The organism is Ensifer sp. YR511 (genome assembly GCF_900103045.1).
Classification (GTDB): Bacteria; Pseudomonadota; Alphaproteobacteria; order Rhizobiales; family Rhizobiaceae; genus Ensifer; species Ensifer adhaerens.
On the sequence record NZ_FNGR01000016.1, the window covers coordinates 52,185 to 77,733 of the forward strand.

General features: G+C 62.3%; 22 protein-coding genes. 9 read left to right on the top strand and 13 right to left on the bottom strand.

All coding sequences use genetic code 11. The features are described from left to right. Positions 1-24 precede the first annotated feature (24 nt). Both BLU15_RS24055 and BLU15_RS24060 read right to left on the bottom strand, forming a co-directional pair. On the bottom strand, positions 25-1,074 hold the full coding sequence (locus BLU15_RS24055) for an ABC transporter permease (RefSeq protein WP_051659349.1): 1,050 nt from the start codon (positions 1,072-1,074) through the stop codon (positions 25-27). Then, entirely contained in the window at positions 1,071-2,588 is a 1,518-nt protein-coding gene (locus tag BLU15_RS24060; protein ID WP_060517943.1) for a sugar ABC transporter ATP-binding protein, read from the bottom strand. The genes BLU15_RS24055 and BLU15_RS24060 overlap by 4 nt, the downstream gene beginning before the upstream one ends. A gap of 147 nt (positions 2,589-2,735) precedes the next feature. On the opposite strand from BLU15_RS24060, the gene mtnK reads away from it, so the two are divergent. The 5 genes from mtnK to BLU15_RS24085 are packed head-to-tail and all read left to right on the top strand — an operon-like array spanning position 2,736 to position 8,160. Continuing rightward, positions 2,736-4,007 carry an S-methyl-5-thioribose kinase gene (gene mtnK / locus BLU15_RS24065; protein WP_090298601.1) on the top strand — a complete coding sequence of 424 codons (1,272 nt, stop codon included), beginning with the start codon at positions 2,736-2,738 and terminating at the stop codon, positions 4,005-4,007. After that, positions 4,004-5,098 carry an S-methyl-5-thioribose-1-phosphate isomerase gene (gene mtnA / locus BLU15_RS24070; RefSeq protein WP_090298603.1) on the top strand — a complete coding sequence of 365 codons (1,095 nt, stop codon included), beginning with the start codon at positions 4,004-4,006 and terminating at the stop codon, positions 5,096-5,098. Before mtnK ends, mtnA begins: the two co-directional genes overlap by 4 nt. A 4-nt stretch (positions 5,099-5,102) precedes the next feature. Next, on the top strand, positions 5,103-6,038 hold the full coding sequence (locus tag BLU15_RS24075; protein WP_090298604.1) for a transketolase: 936 nt from the start codon (positions 5,103-5,105) through the stop codon (positions 6,036-6,038). A 2-nt stretch (positions 6,039-6,040) separates the two neighbouring features. After that, complete coding sequence (locus BLU15_RS24080) at positions 6,041-7,042, top strand: transketolase family protein (protein WP_090298606.1); 1,002 nt, start codon at positions 6,041-6,043, stop codon at positions 7,040-7,042. Then, a complete protein-coding gene (locus tag BLU15_RS24085) occupies positions 7,042-8,160 on the top strand; it encodes a RuBisCO large subunit C-terminal-like domain-containing protein (protein ID WP_090298608.1) in 1,119 nt (372 codons plus the stop codon). Before BLU15_RS24080 ends, BLU15_RS24085 begins: the two co-directional genes overlap by 1 nt. Before the next feature lie 353 nt (positions 8,161-8,513). On the opposite strand, the gene BLU15_RS24090 is transcribed toward BLU15_RS24085, so the two are convergent. The 6 genes from BLU15_RS24090 to BLU15_RS24110 form a co-directional block, all read right to left on the bottom strand. Continuing rightward, on the bottom strand, positions 8,514-8,816 hold the full coding sequence (locus tag BLU15_RS24090) for an alkylphosphonate utilization protein (RefSeq protein WP_090298610.1): 303 nt from the start codon (positions 8,814-8,816) through the stop codon (positions 8,514-8,516). A gap of 398 nt (positions 8,817-9,214) precedes the next feature. Then, the gene (locus BLU15_RS24095) at positions 9,215-11,122 is read right to left on the bottom strand and encodes a sensor domain-containing diguanylate cyclase (protein WP_371590010.1); all 1,908 of its coding nucleotides are present in this window, start codon (positions 11,120-11,122) and stop codon (positions 9,215-9,217) included. 102 nt (positions 11,123-11,224) lie between these two features. Then, positions 11,225-11,401 (bottom strand): hypothetical protein, encoded by a 177-nt coding sequence (locus BLU15_RS39580; RefSeq protein WP_176960333.1) that lies wholly within the window; start codon positions 11,399-11,401, stop codon positions 11,225-11,227. 784 nt (positions 11,402-12,185) lie between these two features. Further along, positions 12,186-12,992 (bottom strand): aspartate dehydrogenase, encoded by an 807-nt coding sequence (locus BLU15_RS24100; RefSeq protein ID WP_090298612.1) that lies wholly within the window; start codon positions 12,990-12,992, stop codon positions 12,186-12,188. A gap of 29 nt (positions 12,993-13,021) precedes the next feature. Beyond that, positions 13,022-13,564, bottom strand: coding sequence for a 3-hydroxyanthranilate 3,4-dioxygenase (locus BLU15_RS24105; RefSeq protein ID WP_060530138.1), 543 nt, complete (start codon positions 13,562-13,564; stop codon positions 13,022-13,024). Positions 13,565-13,585: 21 nt separating this feature from the next. Further along, the gene (locus BLU15_RS24110; protein WP_090298614.1) at positions 13,586-14,542 is read right to left on the bottom strand and encodes a dihydrodipicolinate synthase family protein; all 957 of its coding nucleotides are present in this window, start codon (positions 14,540-14,542) and stop codon (positions 13,586-13,588) included. Positions 14,543-14,683: 141 nt separating this feature from the next. Here BLU15_RS24110 and BLU15_RS24115 point away from each other — a divergent pair, with 141 nt between their 5' ends. Next, the gene (locus BLU15_RS24115) at positions 14,684-15,589 is read left to right on the top strand and encodes a LysR family transcriptional regulator (protein WP_090298744.1); all 906 of its coding nucleotides are present in this window, start codon (positions 14,684-14,686) and stop codon (positions 15,587-15,589) included. 76 nt (positions 15,590-15,665) lie between these two features. On the opposite strand, the gene BLU15_RS24120 is transcribed toward BLU15_RS24115, so the two are convergent. The 5 genes from BLU15_RS24120 to BLU15_RS24140 form a co-directional block, all read right to left on the bottom strand. Further along, a complete protein-coding gene (locus BLU15_RS24120; RefSeq protein WP_090298616.1) occupies positions 15,666-17,096 on the bottom strand; it encodes an NAD-dependent succinate-semialdehyde dehydrogenase in 1,431 nt (476 codons plus the stop codon). A gap of 199 nt (positions 17,097-17,295) precedes the next feature. Then, the gene (gene kynU / locus BLU15_RS24125) at positions 17,296-18,537 is read right to left on the bottom strand and encodes a kynureninase (protein ID WP_089045116.1); all 1,242 of its coding nucleotides are present in this window, start codon (positions 18,535-18,537) and stop codon (positions 17,296-17,298) included. Between the two features lie 12 nt (positions 18,538-18,549). Then, positions 18,550-19,473: an ABC transporter permease gene (locus BLU15_RS24130; protein ID WP_090298617.1), complete on the bottom strand. Its 924-nt coding sequence runs from the start codon at positions 19,471-19,473 to the stop codon at positions 18,550-18,552. A gap of 7 nt (positions 19,474-19,480) precedes the next feature. Continuing rightward, positions 19,481-20,260 carry an ABC transporter ATP-binding protein gene (locus BLU15_RS24135; protein WP_060580731.1) on the bottom strand — a complete coding sequence of 260 codons (780 nt, stop codon included), beginning with the start codon at positions 20,258-20,260 and terminating at the stop codon, positions 19,481-19,483. Positions 20,261-20,399: 139 nt separating this feature from the next. Then, positions 20,400-21,386 (bottom strand): ABC transporter substrate-binding protein, encoded by a 987-nt coding sequence (locus tag BLU15_RS24140; protein ID WP_090298620.1) that lies wholly within the window; start codon positions 21,384-21,386, stop codon positions 20,400-20,402. 165 nt (positions 21,387-21,551) lie between these two features. On the opposite strand from BLU15_RS24140, the gene BLU15_RS24145 reads away from it, so the two are divergent. The 3 genes from BLU15_RS24145 to BLU15_RS24155 all read left to right on the top strand — a co-directional run bounded on the left by BLU15_RS24145 (position 21,552) and on the right by BLU15_RS24155 (position 25,531). Beyond that, on the top strand, positions 21,552-22,337 hold the full coding sequence (locus tag BLU15_RS24145; protein WP_090298621.1) for a GntR family transcriptional regulator: 786 nt from the start codon (positions 21,552-21,554) through the stop codon (positions 22,335-22,337). 234 nt (positions 22,338-22,571) lie between these two features. Beyond that, positions 22,572-24,308, top strand: a complete 1,737-nt coding sequence (locus BLU15_RS24150; RefSeq protein ID WP_090298624.1) for an LVIVD repeat-containing protein — start codon at positions 22,572-22,574, stop codon at positions 24,306-24,308. 149 nt (positions 24,309-24,457) lie between these two features. Beyond that, positions 24,458-25,531 (top strand): porin, encoded by a 1,074-nt coding sequence (locus BLU15_RS24155; RefSeq protein ID WP_090298627.1) that lies wholly within the window; start codon positions 24,458-24,460, stop codon positions 25,529-25,531. Positions 25,532-25,549 lie beyond the last annotated feature (18 nt).

The window sequence follows — 25,549 nt, forward strand, 5'->3', positions numbered from 1 at the left end:
TGTTTTCCGCTGAAGGGCACCCCTTCAGCGTTTGCCTCTTTTCGAGAGCGCAAAGGTGAAGATCAGGGCAGCGACGAGCACGGCGCCCTTGATGAAATCCTGGGTGTAATAGGGCGCGTTCATCATCGTCAGGCCCTGCAGCAGGATGCCGACGAAGAGCGCGCCGATCGCCGTGCCGAAAGCATTCGGCTTGGCGGCGCCGAGCACGGCAAAACCGATGAGCGCTGCGGCAACCGCATCGAGCAGCAGGTTGTTGCCCGACGCGATGTCTCCGCGACCAAGACGGGCGGCAAGCAGGATGCCGCCGATCGAGGCGAAGACGCCGGAAATGATATAGGCCGAAATCTTGTAGGCATTGACCGGCGCACCGGCGAGGCCGGCTGCCCGCTCGTTGGAGCCGACGGCATACATCATGCGGCCGAAGCGGGTGTATTCGAGGAAGAACCAGATGACGATCGCCAGCACGATCAGCACCACGACCGAAACCGGCACGAGGTTGGGCAGGACGAAATCGAAGCGGTGGCGGCCGAGTGCCAGGAAGGCCGGGCTGAAAGTGCCGCCGGCGACCGAGCCGTCGGGAAGCGTCATGCCTGTGGCAATCGACCGACCCTCCGTCGGGATGCGCTGGAGGCCGAGCAAGAGGAACATCATGCCGAGTGTCGCCAGCAGGTCAGGCACGCGCATGTAGACGATAATGACGCCGTTGACGAAACCGACCAGGACACCGATGGCAAGGCACACGAGCGTCGCCGTCAGTGCGTCGCCGCCCATCACCACCATCACATAGGACGAGGCCATCATCGCCGTCGTCGCGACCGAGCCGATCGAAAGATCGAAGCCGCCGACGACAAGCGTGGCCGTCACGCCCAGCGCCAGGATGCCGGTAATCGACACCGACTGCAGGATGAAGACCGCACTCTGCGGTGAGGCGAAGCCGCCGGTCACGAGCGAGAAATAGAGGACCATCCCGGCGAGAAGCACGAGGAAGCCGTATTTGATGGCCGCCTCGCGAATTCCCGATGCGCTCGAAGGGACCGCAACCGGTGCTGCGGAATTGCTCTGTTCACTGCTCATGACGCATGGACCTGTTGATAGAATTGACCGGCGATTTCCGACAGGAGCCGCTCGACATCGATGTCGGCATTGCGGTGCTCGCCGACGATGGTCTGTTCCGACATCACGAGGATGCGGTCGGCGACTTCGAAGGCTTCGTCGAGTTCGGTCACGAAGAGGATCGTGGCGCGGCCCGCGGCCGAGGCGCGCAGCTTCTCGCCGATGTCGCGGCGTGCGGCGATGTCGACGCCCTGGAACGGTTCGTCGAGGATGAGCAGGCGCGACGGCTCGGAAAGCCAGCGCCCGACCATCACCTTCTGCTGGTTCCCGCCCGAAAGCGTCTGCAACTCGTCGCGCTCGCTGCGGCAGACGACACCGAGGGCGGCGATCTGCTGGCGTGCCTTGGTCTTTTCCGCCCGCCGGCTCGATATGCCGAAGCGCGAGAGCCGGCTCAGGAACGGCAGGCTGATATTTTCGTAGATGTTGAAGTCGGGCACGATGCCGCTTTCGGCGCGGTCCTTGGCGACGAGGAAGACGCCGCGGGCGATAGCCCTTCCGGTGCTTGCCGGCGCGTAACGCGCGCCGTCGAGCGTCATCTCACCCGCAAACGGAGCGCGCGCGCCAAACAGGGTTTCGGCAAGCGCGGTCTTGCCGACGCCGACGAGCCCGGTGACGGCGACGATTTCCCCGTCACGGAGCGTGAAATCGAAGGGGCGCGCCTGTTCCGACAACTTCAGGCCGCTGACCGCAAAGACCGGAGCGCCGCCGTCGCGCAGATCAACGGCGCCAGCCAAGACCTTGCGACCGAGCATGGCGTTGACCGCACCCTCATAGTCCAGTTCCGGCCCTTCGAAGCGGCCACTGATGCGGCCATCACGCAGCGCCACGATGCTATCGGCCAGCCGGCGAATATCCGACATGCGATGCGAGATATAGAGAATGGCGACGCCGCGCGCCTTCAGCCGATCGACGAGATCGAAAAGCCGGTCGGCCTCCGCGCTCGACAGCGACGAGGTCGGTTCGTCAAGGATCAGCACCTTCGGCTCATGCGCCATGGCACGGGCGATCGCCACCATCTGCCGGTCGGCAAGCGTCAGGTCGTTGATATTGGCGGCAAGATCGATCGCAAGCCCCATGCGCGAGGCGACCGCGGCGGCCTCTCGGCGCACCCGACGCGGGTTGAAGAACAGCCGCGCACCGCGCCCGTTCAAGCGGTCGAGCGTTAGATTGGTGGCGACGTCGAGATCGGCGACCACCCCGTCATTGATGTTCTGATGCACGGTGACAACGCCGGCGCGGATCGCCTCGGCCGGGGCCGTCGGCTCGAAGGGCATGCCGGCGAGCGTGATCGTGCCGGCGTCGCGCGTGTAAACGCCGCTCAGGATCCGCACGAGCGTGGATTTGCCGGCGCCATTGGCGCCCATCAGAACGGTAACCGCCCCAGCCTTGAGATCGAGATCCACCCCTCGAAGAACCGGTACCGGCCCGAAGGATTTGCGCACGCCCTCAATGCGAAACACTGCCTGTTCGCTCATTCTCTCCTCCCGATGAAGGCAGGTTAGGATAGGCTTCCGTCAAATGTCAAGGCCATTGACATTTGCTAGCATGCCGCCTTAGTTGTGACCACACACGGCATGGCTGCGAGCGGTGGAGGCCCGCGCCATGCGTTGGAGGAGAACGATATGGACAAGCAGGTCTTCGAGGCGTTGAGCGCTGCGACGTTGCCGGAAAAACTCGGCGGCAACACCGTCCTGAGAGAAAAAATCGGGCCGGACTTTTCGCGCTGGAGCGTTAAGGAAGTCGGCGACGGCAACCTCAATCTGGTCTTCATCGTCTCCGGCGACAGGGGCGCTGCTATCGTCAAGCAGGCGCTGCCCTATGTGCGCCTTGTCGGCGAAAGCTGGCCGCTGCCGCTGAAGCGCTCCTATTTCGAATATCATGCCCTGAAGCGCCAGGCAGCGCGTGACCCCGGTCTCGTGCCGGAGATCTATTTCTTCGACGAATCCCAGGCGCTCATCGTCATGGAGTTCCTGACGCCGCACGTCATTTTGAGGCGCGCGCTGATCGACGGGCGGCAACTGCCGAAAATCGGGCGTGACCTCGGCCTCTTCGTCGCCCGCACGCTCTTTCGCGGCTCCGACCTCTCCATGGCCACGCGAGAAAAGAAGACGGACCTTGCGCTTTTCGCCGACAATATCGAGCTTTGCGACATCACCGAAAACCTGGTGTTTTCCGATCCCTACGTCGAGGCCGAGCTCAATCGTCACACCACGCCCCAGCTCGATCCGATCGTGGCCGAGCTTCGCGCCGACCGCGACCTCAAGGTCGAAGCACAGCGGCTGAAACATCTGTTCTCGGCAAAAGCCGAAACGCTCTGCCATGGCGATCTGCATACCGGTTCTGTTATGGTGACCGACGACGAGACCCGCGTCATCGACCCGGAGTTCGCGTTCTACGGACCGATCAGCTTCGACGTCGGCATGCTGCTTGCCAATTTCTGGATGAGCTATTTTTCGCAGAGCGGACACGAAAACGCGCCCAGTGCCCGAGATGGCATGCGCACCTATCTGCTCGATACGGTCGAAGTCATCTGGGAAACCTTCCGCACCGAATTCGCCCATCTCTGGCGCACGGAGCGTAACGGCATTCTCTATCAGGCAAGCCTCTTTGAGGCGCGCAACGATCCGTTCGGTGCCGAACAGGCGCTCGATATCGTCATCGACGAGATCTGGCGCGAGATGTTGGGCTTTGCCGGTGTCGAGATACACCGCCGCATCCTGGGGCTCGCCCACAACGCCGACTTCGAAACCATCATCGACCCCGATCGCCGTGCTGCCTGCGAAACCAGGGCGCTGAAGCTCGGGCGTCACCTCGCCGTCAACCGGCATCATATCCACAGCCTCAAGGACATCCGCGCACTCGCGGAGCGCCTTCAGAAGGAGACATCAGCGTGAAAGTCGGAGAACGCCACTACCATACGATCTGGCTCAACGAGGACGGACGCTCCGTCGATATCATCGACCAACGCTGGTTGCCACACGAGTTCCGCGTCGTGACGCTGAAAACGGTCGCCGATGTCGCCGTCGCCATCCGCGACATGTGGGTGCGCGGCGCACCGCTGATCGGCGTCACGGCCGCCTACGGTGTTGCGATTGCGATGGCCAAGGACCCGTCGAACGCCCATCTCGACGCCGTCTGGGAGGAACTCAACGAAACACGCCCGACCGCCATCAATCTGCGCTGGGCGCTGACCGCCATGCGCGACCATCTGCGCCCCTTGCCGGAAGGCGGGCGTGCCAAGGCGGCCTATGATCGTGCCGCCGAGATCGCGGCCGAAGATGTCGAACTCAATCGCGCCATTGGCGCAAACGGCCTGAAGGTCATCCGCGAGATTGCTGCGAAGAAGGCGCCGGGTGAACCCGTGCGCATCCTCACCCATTGCAACGCCGGCTGGCTTGCGACCGTCGACTATGGCACTGCGACTGCACCCATCTACATGGCTGTCGAGGAAGGCATTCCGGTGCATGTCTATGTCGACGAAACACGCCCGCGCAATCAGGGCGCCTATCTCACCGCCTGGGAAATGAACGGCCACGGTGTGCCGCACACGCTGATCGTCGACAATGCTGGCGGGCACCTGATGCAGCACGGCGATGTCGATATGGTCATTGTCGGCACGGACCGGACGACGGCCAATGGCGATGTCTGCAACAAGATCGGCACCTATCTGAAGGCGCTAGCTGCGCGCGACAATGGCGTCCCCTTCTATGTCGCCCTCCCCTCGCCGACGATCGACTGGACGGTCCGCGACGGGATCAAGGAGATCCCGATCGAGGAGCGAACCGCCGACGAAGTGAGCTTCGTCCAGGGGCGCGCCAGCGACGGCTCGATTGCCAGCGTGCGCATTTCGCCGGAGGGCAGCCCTGCCGCCAATCCGGCCTTCGACGTCACGCCCGCCCGACTCATCACCGGCCTGATCACCGAGCGCGGCATCGCAACACCATCGCCCGAAGGCCTCAAGGCGCTTTTCCCAGAACGGAGCTGAGACGATGACACTCACGAACCGGGTTTCAACGGAAGAGATCGCGCTCGGCATCCGCCGACGGGTGTTCTTCCACACGATGAAGAACAATGGCGGTTACCTCAGCCAGGCCTGCTCGGCTGCCGAAAGCCTTGCGCTGCTCTATAACGAGCTTCTGACGCTCGGCGAGCCGACGTTGCCGAAGGTGCCGCTGCCGTTTCGCGGTGTTCCTTCGGCGCACAATCCGGACGCCTTTACCGGCGCCGGCTATCACGGACCGGTTGGGCCGGCGTTCGACCGTTTCTTCATCTCGCCCGCCCACTATGCGCTCGTCATCTATTCGGCGCTGATCGAGATGGGGCGCATGGACGAGCACGCGCTCGATCACTTCAACAAGGACGGCGGTTCGGTCGAGATGATCGGCGCCGAGCACAGCCCCGGCATGGAAGTGACCACGGGCTCGCTGGCGCAGGGTCTCTCCATGGCCTCGGGCGTCGCCTGGGCGCGGCTGCAGAAGAAGGAGCCGGGCAAGGTCTGGGTCTACATGTCGGACGGCGAGTTCCAGGAAGGCCAGACCTGGGAATGCCTTTCCGCGATGAGCTACCACGGCATCGACAACATCCGCGTCGTCGTCGACGTGAACCGCCAGCAATGCGACGGCGCCATGTCGTCGGTGCTCGACCTTGGCAATCTCGCCGCCCGGGTAAGCGCCTTCGGCGTCACCTGCCGGTCGGTCGACGGCCACGACCTGGAAGCGCTCAGGGCCGCGGCCGGAAGCGCCGAGCCCGGCAAGCCGCTGGTCATCCTCGCCAACACCTCGCCCTACCAGGGCATGGACTTCCTTAAGAAACGTTTCCCGCGGCTTCATTACGTTCGCTTCAAGAGCCAGGAAGAGCGGCTTGAAATGCAGGCGGCACTTGCGGCCGAACTCGGCGTCGACGCCGACGCAATGAAAGGGGCCTGAACATGGTCGAGATCGTCAATCGTCCCTACGCCAAGGCATTCGAAACCTTCGCGACCGCGCGACCCGAAGTCCTCTGCCTTTCCGCCGACCTGACCTCTTCCTGTGAGGTCGACGGCTTCCGCGACCGGCATCCGCAGCAGTTCCTCTCGCTCGGCATGGCCGAGCAGAATATGTTGTCCTTTGCCGGCGGGCTGGCGATGGAAGGCTACCGGCCGTTCATTCACACCTTCTCGGTTTTCCTCTATCGCCGCCCCTATGATCAGCTGATCAACTCCATCGCCTATTCCAATCGCAAGGTGCGACTGATGGGCTTCCTGCCCGGTATCACCACGCCCGGCGGCATCACCCACCAGGCGATCGAGGACATTGCCGTTCTGCGCGCTGTACCGAACATGACGATCCTCGAGACCGGTGACGCGACCGAGGTGGAGACCGTACTCGAAGTGGCCGACAGCATCGATGGCCCCGTCTATGTGCGCGTGCTTCGCGGCGAGGTCCCGCGTCTCTTCTCCACGCCTTTCGCGTTCAACAAGCTGCGGGTTCTGTCCGAGGGCGACGACATTCTCGTCGTTTCCTCAGGCGTCTGCACCGAGGAAGCACTGCGCGCCACCCAACCGCTTCAGGCACGCGGCATCGGCATCACCCATCTGCACGCCTCGACCTTGAAACCCTTCGATCGCGAAGGCCTTTTGAAGGCCGCGCGGGGCAAGAAGGGGATCGTCACGCTGGAAAACCACACCATCGTTGGTGGCCTCGGCTCGCTCGTGGCGGAAATTCTGGCCGAAGAAGGTCTTGGCATCCGCCTGAAGCGGCTGGGCCTCAATGACACCTTCGCCCATGGTGCGTCCAAGCCCTACCTCATGAAAAAGTATGGCCTGGACGCCGGCGCGCTCGTTGGCGCCATCAGCGAGTTGGTCGGCAAGCCGCTGGAGATCGGCGAGGACGAATTGACGGAGGTCCGCATCGACCACGTGCATTCGGCTCAGAAGGCGGAGGCGCTCTAGTGGCTCCGCGTTTCACCGTCACCTACTACGTGCAGGCCGCTGACGCCGACGAGGCTAAGGCGCGCGCACTCGATATCGCTCTGGAGCAGACCGTCGAAATTCCGCGCAGCGCCGTTCCCAAGGGCTACGTCGAGGATGAAATCCTCGGCAAGCTGGAAGACCTGAAGCCGGATCCGGTCGGCCGGCCGGGTTTTCTCGCCTCGATCTCCTATTCCGACGACGATGTCGGCGGCGACTTTCTGCAGCTCTTGAACGTCATCTTCGGCAACAGCTCCATCAAGCCCGGCCTGAAGGTCGAGGATATCGGTCTTTCGCCGGGTATCCTTGGGCTTTGCACAGGACCCCGCCACGGCATTGCCGGGCTTCGCGCCCGCGCCGGCGTGGGCGAAAGCCCTCTTTTGATGTCGGCGATCAAGCCCGTCGGGCTTTCGACATCCGAACTTGCGAGCCGCGCCCATGATTTCGCGCTTGGCGGCATGCACTTCGTCAAGGACGACCATGGTCTCGTCGATCAGGTGACGTCGCCTTTTAATGAACGCCTGAAGGCCTGCATCGAGGCCGTCGGCGAGGCCAATGCCAAAACCGGCGGCAGGACAAGCTTCGTGCCGAATGTCACCGGGCCGGCTTCGGCCGTGCTTGACCGGGCGAAGGAAGCGCAGGCCGCCGGTGCGGGCGCCGTGATGCTGGCCCCGGCATTGACCGGCTATGATGTCGTGCGCACACTTGCGGCCGATCCCGACTTCAGCTTGCCGATCGTTTCGCACCCGGCCTTCTCCGGCGCAAATGTGGTTTCTGCCGATTGCGGCTTCTCGCACCGTTCGTTCTTCGGCACGCTGCATCGCCTGATGGGCGCGGATGCGGTGATCTACCCGAACTTCGGAGGCCGCTTCGGTTTCACGCGAGAGGAATGCCTGTCGATTGCTCGGGCCTGCGCGGCCGACATGAGGGGGCCGAAGGCGATCGTCGCTGCACCCGGTGGCGGCATGACCTTCGAGCGCGTTCCCGAGATGCGTGAGGCCTACGGCAACGACGTCATGTATCTGATCGGCGGCGCCCTGCTTCAGCAACCGAACCTCGTGGAGGCCTGCCGCCGCCTGGTCGCCGCGGTCCATAGCTAGACGCACTCGCCATGGGTCGAGCCGGAAGGGTCGAGCCGGGATGGTGCAGCCCTCGTATTCCCGTAGGCGAAAGGGCGGCCCTCCCGTTGCGCGGCAAGAGAAGCAGCTAGCGGATGGCCGCAGCCTGGGACCAGGCTGCCATCCAGCGCGACTGCGAGCTCATGGGCCGCAATCCGCTTAGTCGCGCTCCGTTGTCGCTATGCGTTGGAAGTGCGGGTCGGCACTACAACGGCCGAGAACGCCGACCAAACCGCTGGGCTAAGCGGCGACAACTCCTCGGCCCTCAAGCTGAGCGCTTCCGAAGACGTCGGCGCCGCTTCAGGACTACCGATCACCTGTTACGCTTCGAACGTCTAGCGTTTGCGAACAAACTCAGTGCGTAGAACAAGACCTTTGATCGCCTCATGGCGGCAATCGATTTCTTGAGGATTATCAGTTAGCCGGATCGACTTGATCACCGTTCCCTGCTTCAGCGTTTGCCCGGCACCCTTTACCTTGAGATCCTTGATCAAAACGACTGAGTCGCCATCTGCAAGGACGGTCCCTGACGCATCGCGAACCTCGGCGGCTCTTGCTTTCTCGGCAGCAAGTTCGGAGGCTGGCCGCCACTCACCCGTTACATCGTCGTACACGTAGTCGTCGTTCTGGTCGCTCATGGTCTGCCTTGCATGGTTTTTCGGATCTTGCAGTGGTCGCGGCCGCGATCGCTGCAATAGGGGTGCACCCCTACCTTCTCTGCGGTGCTGACGCAAATGTCACGGCTCGTCCTTCGGTTTTGCTGCGATCTAAAACGTCGGTCGTCCGCTATAAGGCCGCATTTGCGCCGCGTGGCGGCCGGCATCCGTCGCCGCGCGGAGCGGACCCGCTTGCCTTTCGCAGGGCACTGCCTCGTATGCCTGCAGATCGTCTCCGCCTGTCCGGCCGAGCCCGAACATTGAAGCGGCCGTCTTCCGCCGGTTCGGCACTGGGCCGGAACCACTTCGGCCCGAAAGAAAGAGACATGGCCAAGCCCGCAACCAACCTCCGCCCCCGTTCATTCAGCACTGTGAGTGCTCTAGTTGGCGAAGGCCTGTTCTTTCACAATGATTTCCAGATCCGTCTCTGCCTTGATGGTGCTCCGAGTTCGATTTCGGCCCGCGCTCTTTGCTTCGTAGAGGAGCTTGTCGGCCCGTTCATAGAGTTTCTCAAAACCTTCATCGCCGAAGGTATCCGCCACTCCCATGCTGGCGGTTACAGGTCGCTCGAGACCCGGAACGGTACTGGCGACAATTACCGGAATTGCCTGTCGCCGGCGTTCGGCCAGGGTGGCGGCATCATTGCCGCGCAAGAGAAGTACAAATTCTTCACCGCCAAGACGGTATGCCCGCACGTCCGGCCCTGTCTGGAAAGCATTGGCTACAGCTTTGAGCACGGCATCTCCAACGGCATGTCCGTTTACGTCATTGATTGACTTGAAATGATCAAGGTCAATGACCGCCAGTGTTGCAAAGCCATCAGCTCGAAGCTGCGCGAACTGTCCCTCAATAGCTCGACGATTGAGCAATCCCGTCAATGGGTCCGTTTCGGAAAGCCGTTCAAGCAGATCGGCTTCGATGCGTGCGCGATCTCGCTCCCGCTTCATGGTCACGAAGCGATCAGCTACGCCGAGCGTGGTGAAGAGGGCTTCGAATAGACAGCCAGCATAAAACGCGAGCGTGGCGTCGATGCTGTCGAACCAGGGTACGACGCCCGTCACCAGACGGATCAAGCCGACCGCGATCATTGGCGTGTATCCGACTGCCTGAAATTTTGCCGCGCGGCTCCCGCGGCGCAATGCGTCGACCATCGACAGTATGAAAATGATGAGGATCGGTGCAAACGCACCCGTGTACGCGGTCGATTGTATTGGCCGCGCAACGAACGGGAATGCCGCGTGAAACGCACTCAGGAACAATGCCGATGCCGCACAATAGGGTAGCAGACGCCGTAGTCCAGGATGCATCAGTCCAGGTTCGATGAAGCTGTACGTAAACATCGCTCCTGATGCGACCGTCATCCCGAAGAGCAAGGTGGTCATCCAGCTCAAAGTCATGGCCGGCGGGTCGAAAAATACGACTGACAAACTTGATGAGGTCATAATGGTCATCAGCAACGACAGCGTCAAAGCCGAGTGCCAGAGAACAAAAGGTTCGCGCAGGATCCGATAGAACGCCGCATTGAAGATCAGAAGCATGGCGAGCATGCCAGCTAGGCCTGCGACGAACGTCAGGAGTTGCATATCGTCGATGCTATCGACTGCGACATCCACTGGTGCAAGATATGCTCGCTCCAGTGTCATCCGATGGCTGGGCAAATCGATTGCGACGACGACTTGCCGCGTCGCATCTGTCACTACAGGCAGGGGAGCCTTGAAATACCCACCGGCCATTGAGCTGGGCAACGCTGCTGCAGAAACGGAGGCTTGCCGCACCGCGCCGTCCTGGTCGATTGCAAGGAGATGCACCGCCTCAAGTGCGCTCCGCCTGGAGAGAAAGTATCGAGGAGGGCTATCGCCCGGCCTGAGATCGAAGCGAAGCAGCACTCGTTCGGAATCAATCGAGAATTTCCGGTCATCACAGGACCACCGCTCGGCTGCCAAAGCTATGGTGATCACGTTCTCTGAGATGCGGCCGGATGCCCAGCAGGAATTGCGAATGTTGCTGGAATCACCAGCGTGGGTCGATCCAACGCCCAGGTGCGTCAGCATCAACAAAAGCAGAAATACTGCCAAAGCACGACTTCGAAACCCACCCCCAAGCATAGGGCTTCGATACAGCCAGAAGCTTTCGATACCATTAAGCGCCGCAAAAACGCGCCTGTTATCGGCTCGGCGAAAGGCGCCGACCTTGCTATAGCGCCTGAACGCGAACCGCGGCCCGCTCACACTTCCTGTCTTCAATTCTGGCGCAAGGCGCTGGACGACGACAAGCGGGCAATCATCCATGCGGCCGCTCCAGAAGAGCGCGCGACCGCCTCTCTTCATGAACTGCAACCGGACACGACGGATGTTTGAGATGGCTCTTTGAGGGTTTGCGCCGATCGCGCGCTAGAGCCGGTCGCCGCTTTCGATGGCGGCCGGTGCCTCTACTGAGTTCTCGGATGCCACGTGCTCTTCGGCAACGCTCAAATCCAGTTTCCCCCAGATCGATAGTTTTTCGCCGTTGGGTTTAAGCTTTCGGGACTGCTTGATCTCAACGATAAACGGCTTTGTCTGCTGACGCATCTTTCCTCCAGGCGACGAATCGCAGAGCAACTCTATCGCAACGCATTCGTCTCGCAAGCGGACCTTGCCCGAAGGTCGTGCGAGAAACGGGCGTATTTTCACTGTGGGTGTGGCAGTGTGCTGCAGCGGCGCTGCGTCCCTTCGGGTAGGGGCGCGATTGCGCTGACGCCACTGTCAGATCTCTTCCCTTCGGCCGTTGCTCCAAGTGCGGGCTCGATGAGGCAGGTCTGACCGTAGAACGGCTGCGCTTCGCTCTTGTTCCCGAAACGAGCTTCACAAAGACAGGCATCGAGCCACTCGCAGGCTTACGTCGCTCGCCGGCCATCGTTACTTCGTCTGCGGCATCAACCCGCGTTCTAGACGTTTTGCCGGGGTTCGAACTTCGCGGTGACCATCTCGCTCTCCTTCGAGACGAGCCTGGCGGGCAAGAAGTTGATCCAGCCTTCGTTCGGCAGCAGGCACATTGGCGCGCATCACTGTATCGCGGAGCTTTCGCGCAATGCGATTCTGTCCCGCTTATCCCCCGTTGACAGCAGGAAAAACCACCTCCTACCTCTCCTGGATCGGCCGACGGCTTGCTAGGAAGAGCGTGAAAACCCGCGTCGGAGCGACTGCCCCCGCAACGTCTGGGCGTTCAAGCACCACCGCACGCGTGATGCCTTTCACCGACGATGCCAAAGGTGGTTTCGATAGAGCCAACGGATAAAGCGGCGCATGCGGTTGCCGGCAGCACAAAGATCTGCCCGGAACGGCAATGGCCGAGCAGTCGAGCGGCAGCTACCGACTAAAGGACAAGCGCGCTTGTCCTGTTCTCGATCAGGCGAACGAGGTTCAGTGCCGTCATCTCCGAGGATTTCGGATTGGTTGCGAGCGGGCGGTTCTGAAGGCGGATTTCGAGTGTGCCGAAGGCGCCGCGGGCGATAATGCTGTGCGTGTTTTCCACTGCTTTGGGATCGGCGACGAGCTGCACACGCGTATGTTCCATACCGATGCCGGCAAGGGAGATGGTCGCCGCCACATTGGCATTTTGCGGAAAGGCCGTCGCCGCCTCAGCGGCCGATCCTGCAAAGAAAGCTTCCGCTTCCTGAAGTTCGCCTAGGCGACAGCACTCTTCGGCGGGCGTCCCAAACCAGGCCCTCGCGGGCTTGGTGATGGTGTGCTCCACGCTGTCCAGACCCAACCGTGAGGCCGCCGAGAGCGCATCGATGCCGCCGAGCGCGCCCGGCGGTATGATAAGCTTGCAACCGTTCCGCCGCGCAAGTTCCACGAGTTCGTCGAGCACGGTGGCATCCACCAGGGCCGAGGTCGAGGACACCGCGAAATCCATGCCCGCCGCCAATGCCGCCCGGGCGAAGGGCTGGACGCTTTCGCGGCTCGCCGCCTCGACGACCAACGTCGCGCCGGTCGCCGTCAGCGCTTCTGGACCGGCAACATGAACCGCCCCGTCCGGCATGGTCGCTTCGATTTCCCTGGGATCGCGCACGGCGATCCCGACAATCCGGGCGTTCGCGCCCCGCGCCTTAAGAAGTGCTGCCACCCGCTGTCCGATGGCGCCCCAGCCCACGAGGCAGATGGCTTCGACTTTCGACATGACGATCCTTTGCTGGTCTGCTGCCGGGTTCAGAGCGTCACCCAGCCCTCGGGCGGGGTCTTGCCGGGGTGCACGGTTCCGCATTTCGGGCACGTGCGCAGCTTTTCGTCCGCGTAGAAGGCCTGATAGATCGGCGGCAGATCGTCGACGATGGATTCGAGGTCTACCTCCGCGCGGTGCACAAGTTCCGTGCATTCGAAGCAGTACCATTCGACAGCGTCGAGCAGGCCTTCAGGCCGCGTGGGCTCGATCACAAGGCCGATCGATCCCTCCATCGGCCGCTGCGGCGAGTGGCGCACATGCGGCGGCAGCAGGAAGATGTCGCCCTCGCGGATCGGCACGTCGTAGAATTCCTTGCCGTCATAGAGCTTCAGCACCATGTCGCCCTTTAGCTGGTAGAAGAACTCCTCGACGGGATCGTCGTGATAGTCGGTGCGCTTGTTGGGGCCACCGACTATCGTCACCATGAGGTCGGCGTCTTTCCAGATCTGTTGGTTGCCGACCGGCGGCTTCAGCAGGTGCTTGTGCTCGTCGATCCACTTTTGCAGATTGAACGCCTTGAGCTTCGTCATCGATATTCCTCCCTGTCCCGTTCAGCGCAGTTTCAGGCCGCATTCCTCGAAGGCGGCTCTGGTCAGTCTCTTTTCCGCATCCGTCAGCTCCAGCAGTGGCTGGCGGACGGCTCCCCCCACTTGGCCAAGCAGTTCCTGCCAGTACTTCTGGTGCGCATGGGGCTTTTCCGCGGGCTTGGACTTGCGGAAGGCGTCACGCACCCCTTGCAGGCTCGCGCTGACGGCGCGGCTCTCCTCGGCCTTTCCGGCAAAGGCGAGTGCTGTGTACTCGGCCATGCGCCGGTCGGCCTTGGTCTGGAGCGTGTAGGGTGGCGACGAGCAGAGATAAAGCTGCCAACCGAGTTCCAAGACGTTATCCAGCCATTCCTCTTCCGAAGCGGTCGAGACGAGGATGCGGTCGCCGGCGAGCGCCGTCAGCGCCTTGTACATGGCGCGCGGCACCGAATACTTGATCGCTACCACCGTCTCGATGTCGGCAAGCCGGTTGCACAGTTCCGGGCTCATCAGATAGCCGCTGTCGGGATGCGACCACAGCGCCATGCCGATATCCACCTTTGAGGCGATGGCCTCATAGTAGCGCAGCAGCGTTTCGTCCTGCTGCTTGAAGAAATGCAGGATCGGCGCATGCACGACGATGTAGTCGGCGCCGCAGGCCTGCGCATGACGGGCAAGATCGATCACCACATCCATGTTCTGGTCGGAGCAGGACATGATCGTCTGCGCCCGCCCTCCGGCCGCTTCCACCGATAGATCGAACATCCGCTTGCGCTCGTCGACCGACATGGAGAAGAACTCACCCTGCTTGCCGGCAATGAAGAGGCCGTCGATACCGAGATCGGAAATCCAATGCTCGACATTGCGGCGGTAGCCCTCTTCGTCGATGGCGCCATCGACTGTGAACGGCGTGTTCGCCGCCGCCCAGATGCCGCGCATCGTGGCACGGGAATGGGCCTTTGCATCTTTACGCTGGTATTTCATGACGCTCCCTGTCGCATGTCCGTCCGGTGGCGCGTGAAGCAACCGCTCCGGTCTCTCTCGGCGCATTTAGCGCAGGATTTTTTTATTCATTAAGACACATAGTCTGTATATATTCATGCCGAAATCAGTATGGATCCCGCGATGCTCAATCTCCGTCAGATCAAGTGTTTTCAGGCCGTGGTCGAACTCGGCAACTTCTCCCGCGCCGCCGAACGCTTGCGCACCAGCCAGGCCGGCATCTCGCATGCGATCCGCGACCTCGAGGCGCTGCTCGGCGCGCGGCTCTTCGACCGCACGACCCGACGCGTCGAACTGACCGAGGCCGGTCGGGTCTTTGCGGCGGCCGCGCTGCCCGGCCTTGCGGAAATCGAGCGCGCCGTCGATGCGGTGCACGATCTCGGGCAACTGAGAACGGGCCTGGTGCGCATCGCCGCCCCGCCCTTCCTTGGCGCAACCGTGCTGCCGCGCCTGCTGCAGGAAGCCGCTCAAAGCCATCCGAACCTCAAACTCAGGATCGAGGACGTCGTGACGGACATGATCGCGCCCCGGGTGCGCAGTGGCCTCTGCGACCTCGGCGTCGGCACCTTTGCCAGCGACGAGGACGGCCTTGAGATCCAACGCGTGCTGCGCGACCAGCTGATGGTTTTTGCGCCCGAGGGCCACGCCATCTGCACGAAGGCCGAAGTGGCCTGGTCCGCGCTTTCCGACCAGCCGATCATCACGCTGACGCGCGAAAGCAATATCCGTCTTCTGACCGAGGTCGGCTTCGAAAGCGCCGGCGTGCCACTGCGCCCTTCTCTCGAAGTGCACCAGATCAACACGGCCCTTTCGCTCGTCGAGCGGGAGGCGGGGGTTGCCATCCTCCCGACCTATGCCTTTACCGGCCTCAACGGTCGGAAGATCTCAGCCCGCCCGTTGGTCGAGCCGTCGATTGCCCGCGATGTCTCTGTCATCACGGCGCGCGAACGCACGCCCTCCCCCGCGACGCTCGCGGTGCGCACACTGCTGCGCAAGGTGCTGCGCGACATGGTCCCGGTTGTCGGCTGATGGAACGCAAGAAGGCCGAAACCACCCAGACAGCGGTTTCGGCCTGATCATCCATTCATTGCTGCGCGCGATGCCGTCAGGCGGTGCGCAGCGAGACGTTCTTGACGACGGTGTAGTGATGCAGGCCCTCCGCGCCACCCTCGCGGCCAAGGCCGCTTTCCTTGACGCCACCGAACGGCGTTTCGGCGACGGAGGCCTCGAGCGTGTTGATCGAAAGATTGCCGGCCTCGATGCCCTGCATCAGGCGGTCGATGTTGGCGGCCGAGTTGGTGAAGCCGTAGGCGGCAAGACCAAACGGAAGCGCATTCGCTTTCGTAAGCGCTTCGTCGATCGAGGCAACCGGATTGATCAGCGCGAGCGGGCCGAAGGGCTCTTCGCTGAGCGCGCGGGCATCATCCGGCAGATCGGCAATCGCGGTCGGCGCGAAGAAGTAGCCCTTGCCATCCAGACGTCCGCCGCCGCACAGGATGCGGGCGCCCTTTGCGCGCGCATCGTCGACAAGCTCCTGGAGGGCAGCGATGCGGCGATCGTTGGCCACCGGGCCCATCTGCGTCCCTGCGTCGAGGCCGTCACCGACCTTGATCGAACGCGCCTTCTCCACGAAGGCGTCGGTGAAGCGCCTGTAGAGCGTTTCGTGCACGAAGAAGCGCGTCGGCGACGTGCAGACCTGGCCGGAATTGCGATACTTGCGGGTGGCGCAGGCAATGCCGGCCGCAACCGGATCGGCATCCTCGCAGACGATGACGGGCGCGTGGCCGCCAAGTTCCATCAGTGCAGGTTTCATCACTTGCGAAGCGAGCGTCGTCAGGTGCTTTCCGACGACGGTCGAGCCGGTGAAGGCGACCATGCGGATCCGGTCCTGAGGGATGAGATAGCCTGAGATTTCGGCGGGGTGGCCGAAGACGAGGTTGAGCACACCGGCAGGAAGGCCTGCATCGTGGAACGCCCGCGCTATGTGCACGACGCCGGTTGGCGTCTCCTCGGACGCCTTCATAATGATGGAGCAGCCGGCCGCAAGTGCGCCGCCGATCTTGCGGGCGGGCTGGCTCATCGGGAAGTTCCAGGGCGAAAACGCCGCGACCGGGCCGATCGGTTCCTGCAGCACGATGTAGCGGATGCCCGGCGCGCTCGGGATAACCCGGCCGTAGAGACGCACGCATTCGCCGGCGTCCCATTCGAAGAATTCGCAACCGCGAATGACCTCGGACCGCGCCTCGGAAAGCGGCTTGCCGTTTTCGAGCGTGATCGAACGCGCGATCTCCTCTGAGCGCTCGCGCATAAGCTGGGCCGCCTTCAGGATGATCGCCGCGCGGGCAGCCGGCGATGTCCGGCTCCAGACCTGAAAGCCCTGCCAGGCAGCGTCCGTTGCATCGGCGAGATCCGTCTCGCGGGCGACCGCCACCTTGCCGATGACATCCTCATTGGCGGGGTTGATGACGGCGAGCGCCTCAGAGGTCGCCCTCCATTTGCCGCCGATATAGAGGTGAGCATGCGTATCCTGAGCCATGAGATTGCCTTTTCGCCATTCCTTCAGAGGCTGCGCCTTCCTGTTCTGGTAATGGATGCAATCAGCGGTCTAATATAACAATCCACATAGGTTGAATGAATTGATATCGAGATGTGATAAGTCTCGAGCCAGCACAAACGAAAAAAAGCGCCTTCCCGGACAGGGAAAGCGCTTTTCCATTTTTCACAAGCGATCGCGATCAGGTCACGGCGCTACGGACAGCAAAGCGGGCGTCGCGCCAAGCGCCAGTCTCCATCACGTCATGCAGCACGTCCACGGCGTTCCACACATCCTTAAAACTCGTATAGAGCGGTGTGAAACCAAAACGGATGGTGGCCGGGGCGCGGAAGTCACCGATGACGCCCCGCTCGATCAGAGCCTGCATGATTTCATAGGCCCCCTCGTGCTCGAAGGAGACCTGGCTGCCGCGCACCGTGCCGTCGCTTGGACCGACCAGCTTCAGGCCATGCGCGCCGCAACGCGCTTCGACGAGCTTTATGAAGAGGTCGGTGAGTGCGATGCTCTTCCGGCGGATGGCCGTCATGTCCACTTCATCCCAAAGATCGAGCGCGGCCGAAAGCGTGCGCAGCGACAGGATTGGCTGCGTGCCGGAGAGGAAGCGCAAGATGCCCGCGCCGCCGTCGTAATTGCGCTCGAAAGCGAATGGACGGGCGTGGCCCCACCAGCCACTGAGCGGTTGGCTGGCCTTTTCCTGATGGCGCCTGGCGACATAGATAAAGGCTGGCGCACCGGGGCCACCATTCAGATACTTGTAGGTGCAACCGACGGCGAAATCGACGTTGCAGCGATCGAGTTCCACCGGCAGCGCACCGGCCGAATGGCAGAGATCCCAGACGACGAGCGCACCCACATCGTGCGCGCGCTTGGTCAGCGCCGCCATATCGCGCAGAGCGCCGGTCTTGTAGTTGACGTGATTGACGAGCACCACGGCGACGCTCTCGTCGATCAGGTCTTCGATCCGCGGGCCATCGACGCCCTCAAGCCGCAGGACGGTACCGGGCCGCGTCGCAATCACGCCCTCAGCCATGTAAAGATCGGTCGGGAAGCTCTCGCTTTCCGCGACAATGACCTTGCGCTCCGCATTGAGGCCGAGTGCGGCGTGCAGCGCCTTGTAGACATTGGCCGAGGTGTGGTCGGTCACGGCCGTCTGGCCGGGTGCTGCGCCAATGAGGCGGCCGACGCGGTCGCCGAGCGTTAGCGGCAGGGCGAACCAGCCAGCCGTGTTCCAGCTGCGAATGAGGTCGCGGCCCCATTCGAGTTTCGCGGCCTTCTCGATTTCGGCATAGGAGGCAAAGAGCGCCGCGCCGAGCGAATTGCCGTCGAGATAGGTGACGCCTTCGGGCAAATCAAAGCGCTTCTTGAAGGCCGCGAGCGGGTCGTCGCGGTCGAGCGCCTCGACAGCATGGATATCGATGTTCATGGGGCAGTCCTTCTATTCACGGACGGTTTCGCGGGCCGGCATGGGGCCGCGGGCGCGCTTGAGGGTTGGGAGCGCCAGCATGGCGAGCACGAAGAGGCCGGTGGCAAGTTTCAGGTCGGTCGGCGGCATGCCGGCGGCAAGGCAGAGCGAGACAAGCTGGTAGTAGACGATGGCTCCGACGAAGGGTGCCGCAAGCTGGCGCCGGATCGTCTGCTTGCCGACAATGGCTTCGCCGATCATCAGCGCCGCAAGACCGTTGATCAGCGTACCGATGCCCATGTTGACGTCCGCAAACCCCTGCGACTGCACCATGAGCGCGCCGCTGGTGGCCGAGAAGGCACCGGCTAGACCGACCCCGCCGATGGTGAAGGCCCAGATGCTGATCCCCTGCGCTTCCGCCATATCCGGGTTGGAGCCGACGGCGCGCATGGCCGTTCCGCGTTCGGTCCGGAAATAGAGGTTCAAAAGGCAATAGACGGCAATGCCGAGCAGTCCTGCAACGACGATCTTCGCGACCGGGGAACCCGGCTCGGCAAAGGGTACGCCATCGAAAATGGTTGGCGTGCCGTACACCGAGAGGTTGGACTTGCCCATCAGCCGCAGATTGATCGAGTAGAGCATCGTCATCATCAGAATGCCGGCAAGCAGCGTGTGGATGCGGAAGCGCAGATGCACGAAGGCCGTGCAGCTACCCGCCAGGAAGCCTGCGGCCATCGCAACGAGGATCGCCAGCCAACCGGGTGCGCCACCGGCGAGCGACAGCGCGCAGACGCAGCCGCCGAGCGGGAATGCGCCCTCGCTCGTCAGGTCCGGAAAATTCAGTGTGCGGAACGGCAGCATGATGCCGAGAACGATGAAGGAAAGGATGAGGCTCTGCGCCAGCGTGACCGGGACGAGCGTGATGAAGTTCGAAAATATCGTAGAAACCGTTTCCATGTCCGTCTCAGCTTGCGAGCAGCATCCGGTCGGTCTTCATGCCGAAGTGACCGATGAGTTTCGGGATCGTGACCTCGGCCTTTTCCGCGCCGGTGATCTCGAGCCGGATCTGGCCGGCATCGAGCATCACCACGCTATGGCCGAAATCGACAGCGTGCTGCATGTTGTGCGTCACCATCAGGGTGGTGAGATTGAAGGCTTCGACCGCGCGTACCGTCGCCTGCATGACGATGTCAGCCGTGCGGGGATCGAGGGCTGCGGTGTGCTCGTCGAGGAGCAGCAGATCCGGCTGGTCGCAGGTCGCCATGATCAGCGAAAGCGATTGGCGCTGGCCGCCGGAGAGCAGTTCGACGCGCGTGTCCAGCCGATTTTCCAGCCCAAGGTTCAGCGCCGCGAGGCGTTCGCGGTAGCTCGCGAGCCGCCTGGCATTGAGGCCTCGGCTAAGGCCGAGTTTCTTGCCGCGCAATTCGGCGAGCAGCATGTTTTCCGCAACCGTCATCGAGGCGGCGGTGCCTTTCATCGGATCCTGGAAGACCCGGGCCACCCGTGTCGCACGTTTGTGCACGGGCAGTGCCGTCACATCGTCGCCGTTGATGAGGATCTTGCCTGAATCGAGCATGAGCGCGCCGGAAATGGCATTGAGCATGCTGCTCTTGCCGGCGCCGTTCGATCCGATGACGATGGCGAAGTTGCCGGTCGGAAGCGTCAGGCTGAGATCGTTGAGGGCGATCTTCTCGTCGGGCTGCCCCTTGTAGAAGACCTTTCGTGCAGATCGGATTTCGAGCATCCGTTCCTCCTCTGAGCAATTCCGTAGAGGCCGCCTCCGCAGCCTTGCTTCCGGAATTCATGTAAATACGAATGGACAGGGCGCGCGGGGCGCGCTCATGGACGGCGGCGTCGTGGCCGCCGCCGTTGCTGGCGTCGGATTACTCGACGATGCAGTTGCAGTCGGCGAGCGAAGCCGGGATCTCGACGCCGAAGGCGGCCATCGCCTTCTTCGAGATCAGTGCCTGGTGGTCCTCATAGGCAGGGAAAACAGGAGCAATGGACTTCGGGTCCTTGCCCTTCAAGACTTCAGCCGCAATCTTGCCGGCATTCTTGCCGACCTGCTCGTAGTTGACGGCAAAGCTTGCCGGCACGAAACCCTCCTGTACGGCAGTATCGACGGCATTGACGACCGGGATACCCGCCTGGCGCGCGGCCGACGCGACCGCCGCGATCGCCGGCTGGATCATGTTGGAGGTCGGGCCATAGATGACGTCGACCTTGCCGGAGAGCGAGGTGATGCGCTGCTGGATGTCGTTGAGATTGTCGACGCCGACTTCGACGACTTCAAAGCCCTGCTCAGGCGCAATTTTGCGCACAGCTTCGAGCAGCGCGACGTCGTTGGCCTCGCCCGGATTGTAAGGCAGACCGAGGCGCTTGGCGTTCGGCAGAAGCTTCTTGGTAAACGCGAGCACGGCCGCCATGTCCTGCCTGTCGGTCGCCCCAGTGATGCCGTCGTCGCCGCTTTCCTTGGACGGGACGAGCTTGGCGGCGACCGGATCGGTCACGGCCGTGAAGATCACCGGGATGCCGGAGCCTGCGAGCGCCTTCTTGGCGATCTGCGAAACCGGGGTGGTGACGGTGTAGACGAGCTTTGGCTGTTCGGCCTGCAGCTTGGCTATCATCTGCGGCACCAGCGAGGCGTCGAAATTGGTGTGGCTCTCCGTGTAGACGACGTCCTTGCCCTCGACGAAGCCGTTTTCGGCGAGCGCCGCCTTGAAGCCGGCAATGGCGGCGTTGAGCGGTGGGTGTTCGCCGAAATTGGCGATGCCGATGCGGATCGGATCGGCAGCCGCCGAACCGATGCCGGCAAGCACCAGGCCCGCCGCCATCAGGCCTGTGATGAGTTTCGATTTTGTCGTGGCCATGTGTTCCTCCTCCAGCTGTTGCAGTGACAGCACGAGGGATGAGGAAGCGCAGCCCAACGGCAAAGTCAACGATATAGTATACAATTATAGCAATTGGCGATTATCATATATTATTCTCGCATATATGATCACCGAACATTCGGGCGGTAAATTTTGGAGGTGCCTTTGGCCGACGAGCGGGAAAACAGCACAAAAACAGAGGCCGCCTACAGGATTTTGCGGACCGAGATCCTCATGGCCCGCCTGCAACCGGGGGCGCCGTTGCGGCCCGACCTTCTGAGCAAGACCTATGATGTCGGGCGGACACCTCTTCGAGAGGCGCTGTCGCGGCTGGAGGCCGAGCGGCTGGTGGTGGCTATCTCCAACCGCGGTTTCACCGTCGCACCCGTGTCGCGCAAGGGGCTGGAGGATCTGACAAAAGCCCGCGCGGTTGTCGAAATCCCTCTGTTGCTGGAAGCCATGGAGCGCGGCGGCTCGGAATGGGAATCGGCGATCGTCACGGCGCACTACCGTCTGTCGCGCTGCAAGACGATCGTCGAGGATTCTTCCGACCTTGCTGTGGATACCTGGATGGAACGGCACGAGGCATTTCACGCCGCCCTCTTGAGCGCTGCGCAATCGAGTTGGCTGATGCACTTCCGCTCGACCATCTCCGACCAGCTCCAACGCCACTACCGGTTCCTCGCCTTCGCCCCTGTTCTGCGCGCGGCGCACGGAGAGACGGCCGGCTATGCGGAGGCCATGGCCGCGCTGCATAAGGCGCAATCAATCGGTCCGCACACCGAGCTGATGGAGGCCGTACTCGACCGCAACGCCGAACGCGCTCGGATCCTGATGGACGAGCATTTCGGCTATCCGCTCGAAGTCTACGCCGTCGAGGAAGGGGAAGTTGCGTCATCTGCATCCCGCAAACCATCAACACGCCCGGGAACTCATAAGAAATCCGCATGAATTAATGCTGATTAAGGCGATTGTTATGGGGAAAGCGACCCTGTTTCATGGCGCCTAAGCAAACGGAAGCGGCGTGATTTGCGCGGGCATGAGGAGGCCTGCGCGATCAACTGACACGACGAAAGAAGAATTCGGAACGCGACACAGGGGTGTGTCGCCGCCGAGCTGTCGTTTGCTTGCGCCGCTGCCAGCCTTGGACGCGTCCGTTCACCGATATTCCAGGAGGAGACCAACATGCCGAGAAGGCTGATCATCACGTGCTCAATTTTGTGTCTGGCCGCGGGCACTGCGCTTGCCGCGGGTTGGGAAAAGGAAGTACCGACGGAGATCAACATCCAGGATCCCCACCTCAAGCGCTGGTCGGAACTGACCTACGACAAGCAGCCGCCGGCGCTGACGCCGGGCAAGGACTACGGCATGGATCCGGCGACGGGCAAGTTCAACGCGCCGCGCGCCACAGCACTCGGCGCATCGCCGAACTTCCCCGGCCAGCTCACCCATTGGGACGACAAAACCTACAAGAGCAACGTCGAGGAAATCGCCTTCTACCCGCACATCACGTCGCCCTGGCATGCCTGGCCCGACGTCGCGGATTTTGACGGCAAGCGCTACATGTACCTGCATGACCGCGACTACATGCGCGTGCTCGACATCACCGACCCGGCCAAGGCCAAGGTCGTCTATTCCAAGGGCGGCGTCTGGGGACAGGACGGTTCAAGCGAAGACTGGGACGCCAAGACGGTCCAGGACTATTTCGGCGGTATGACGATTGCCTGGAGTGAAAAGCTCCAGAAAAACGTCGTCGTAGCCTCCTACGAGATCGGCCGCTTCGGCATTCTCGACAACAAGCGCACCCAGCCCGACATCGTCGAGACGCTACGCCACTACAATTCGCTCAAGGGCTTCAAGGTCTACGAGATGAACGGGCCGCTGCCGAGTGACTGGACGCTGATCGCCACCCGCACGACTGACATCAACAACCCGGACGCGCCCATCGGCAAGCAGCAGGGCTCCGGTTCGCTCGACGCGCCCGCCTGGTTTGGCGGCAAGTACATGTACCTCTCGTCGGCGCCCGACGACAGCTACGCATTGACCGAGTATCCGGACTACCTGCATTCGCCGGGCTACCAGGCTTGGGACATGACGGACCCGGCCAATCCTCTTTTCGTCAGCCAGGTCACCGTTCCCGGACAGGTCGTCGGCGACAAGGCAAGCGAGGACGTCTACCTGATGAACCCGCGCGCCGGCAACCGCACGTCATGGATGGGCTCGCGCATGCCGCTGTTCCTGCCGAAGCCGGTGGAAAAAGGTGGCAAGATCGGCTTCGGCGCGATGGGCGGCCTCGGCTTCTACACCTTCGATCTCACCAATCCCGGCACGCCGGAAATGATGGGCCATCTGAGCATCCCGCCAAGCTTTGCCGGTACCGAATTCGACAATGCCGATACCAGCCAGTACGAGCGCACCGGCTATGTCTTTGCCAACGGCTACCCGATGAACTCCAACTGCTACGAGCCCTACAAGGACGTGCTGGTCATCGACGCCAAGGATCCGAAGGACCCGAAGGTCGTCGCCACCTTCCCGCGTCCGACACCCCCGGCAGAGGCCGAATTCACCGACTATTGCCAGCGGCGCGGCAGCTTCGGTCCGAAGCGTTCCGGCACGACCCACCAGCCGGGTCACAGCCGCGACGGCATCCTGCCCTATGCCTTCTACAATGCCGGCCTGCAGATCTTCGACGTCAAGGACCCGAAGGATCCGAAGATCGCCGGCTACTACGTGCCGCGCTTCCCCAAGCCTGAGGAAATGCCCGAATACACCTATGAAAACGCCAGCTTCGCGGTCTTTACCGAATACGACCGCAATATCATCTGGCTGATCAGCATCGACGGCATCCGCGCCCTGAAGACGCCGCTTCTCGGTGAACCGAAAACCGGCCTTGCCGGCGAAGTCTGGCCGCCGCGCGGGTAACCCCCGACTGGCCGGTATCGCAAACGATACCGGCCCTTTTTCCTCTCATTCCATACAGACCGGCTCAGCACCCGCTTGTCCCGCACGCCACGGACGGAGCCGGCGAAGCTTTGCCAATTTTCAAGAACCGACAAGGGAACGAACTCGATATGTACAAACCAACCAGTGCTACGGCACTTCTCCTCCTGAAGGGTGCCGCAGCGGCGCTCTGCCTGATGGCCGCCACCCAAGCGGCAACGGCTGCAGACGCGGAACCGGTCGAATATGTCCGCGTCTGCGATGCCTATGGCAACGGTTTCTTCTATGTTCCGGGCACCGAAACCTGCCTGAAGATCAGCGGCTACCTGCGCCACGAGGTTGCGGCCGGCGACGATGTCTACTGGGGCGGCTCGCTCGATGGCTTGCCCGGCAAGGCGCGGGCGACACTGCGCTTCGACGCTCGCAATGAAACCGAGTTCGGTACGCTGCGCTCCTATCTGGAGACGCGCTTCGAGCACAAGGCATCTGGCGAGCGCATCTACATTTCGGAAGCGCTTATCGAGCTTGCCGGCTTCTCGGTCGGCATCGCCGATTCGCTCTTTGCCAACTGGACCTGGGGTGCCGGCAACGTCATCTACGACGACGTCATTTACTACTCGGGCGACCGCACGATGCAGGCGAGCTATACCCACGACTTCGGCAACGGCTTTTCCGCCATGGTGGGCGCAGAGGAAGGCAATGGCTCCTGGGAACTGGAGGCGGTCGACGCGTCCGGCGTGGCAAGCCGCGAGTGGTTTGACCTACGGGCCGACAGCATTCCCCACCTCCTCGGCGGGGTGAAATACGAAGCGGACCGGATGACGCTTTTCGGCATGGCGGCCTATGACACGCGCTATGATGCCTGGGCCTTCAAGGCGCGCGTCAACCTCGACGTCACCGACGCGTTCTCCCTGTTCGTCATGGCTGCCTACCAATCCGACCCGAGCCGGCCGAATTATTATGGAAGCTGGTACGGCGACTGGGCGATGTGGGGCGGCTTCTCCGCCAAGATCAGCGAGAAGGCGACGATAAACGCGCAGATCGATTTCGAAGAGGACGGTACCTGGAACGCGGCGCTCAACGTTGCATACGAGGTCGTGCCGGGCTTCAAGATCACGCCGGAACTCGACTACACCGCTTTTCGCGGGTTTCGCGGACACGAGGACGCCTTCGGTGGTGTCGTGCGCTTCCAGAGAAACTTTTAAGCTTCGCGTTGAGGAACC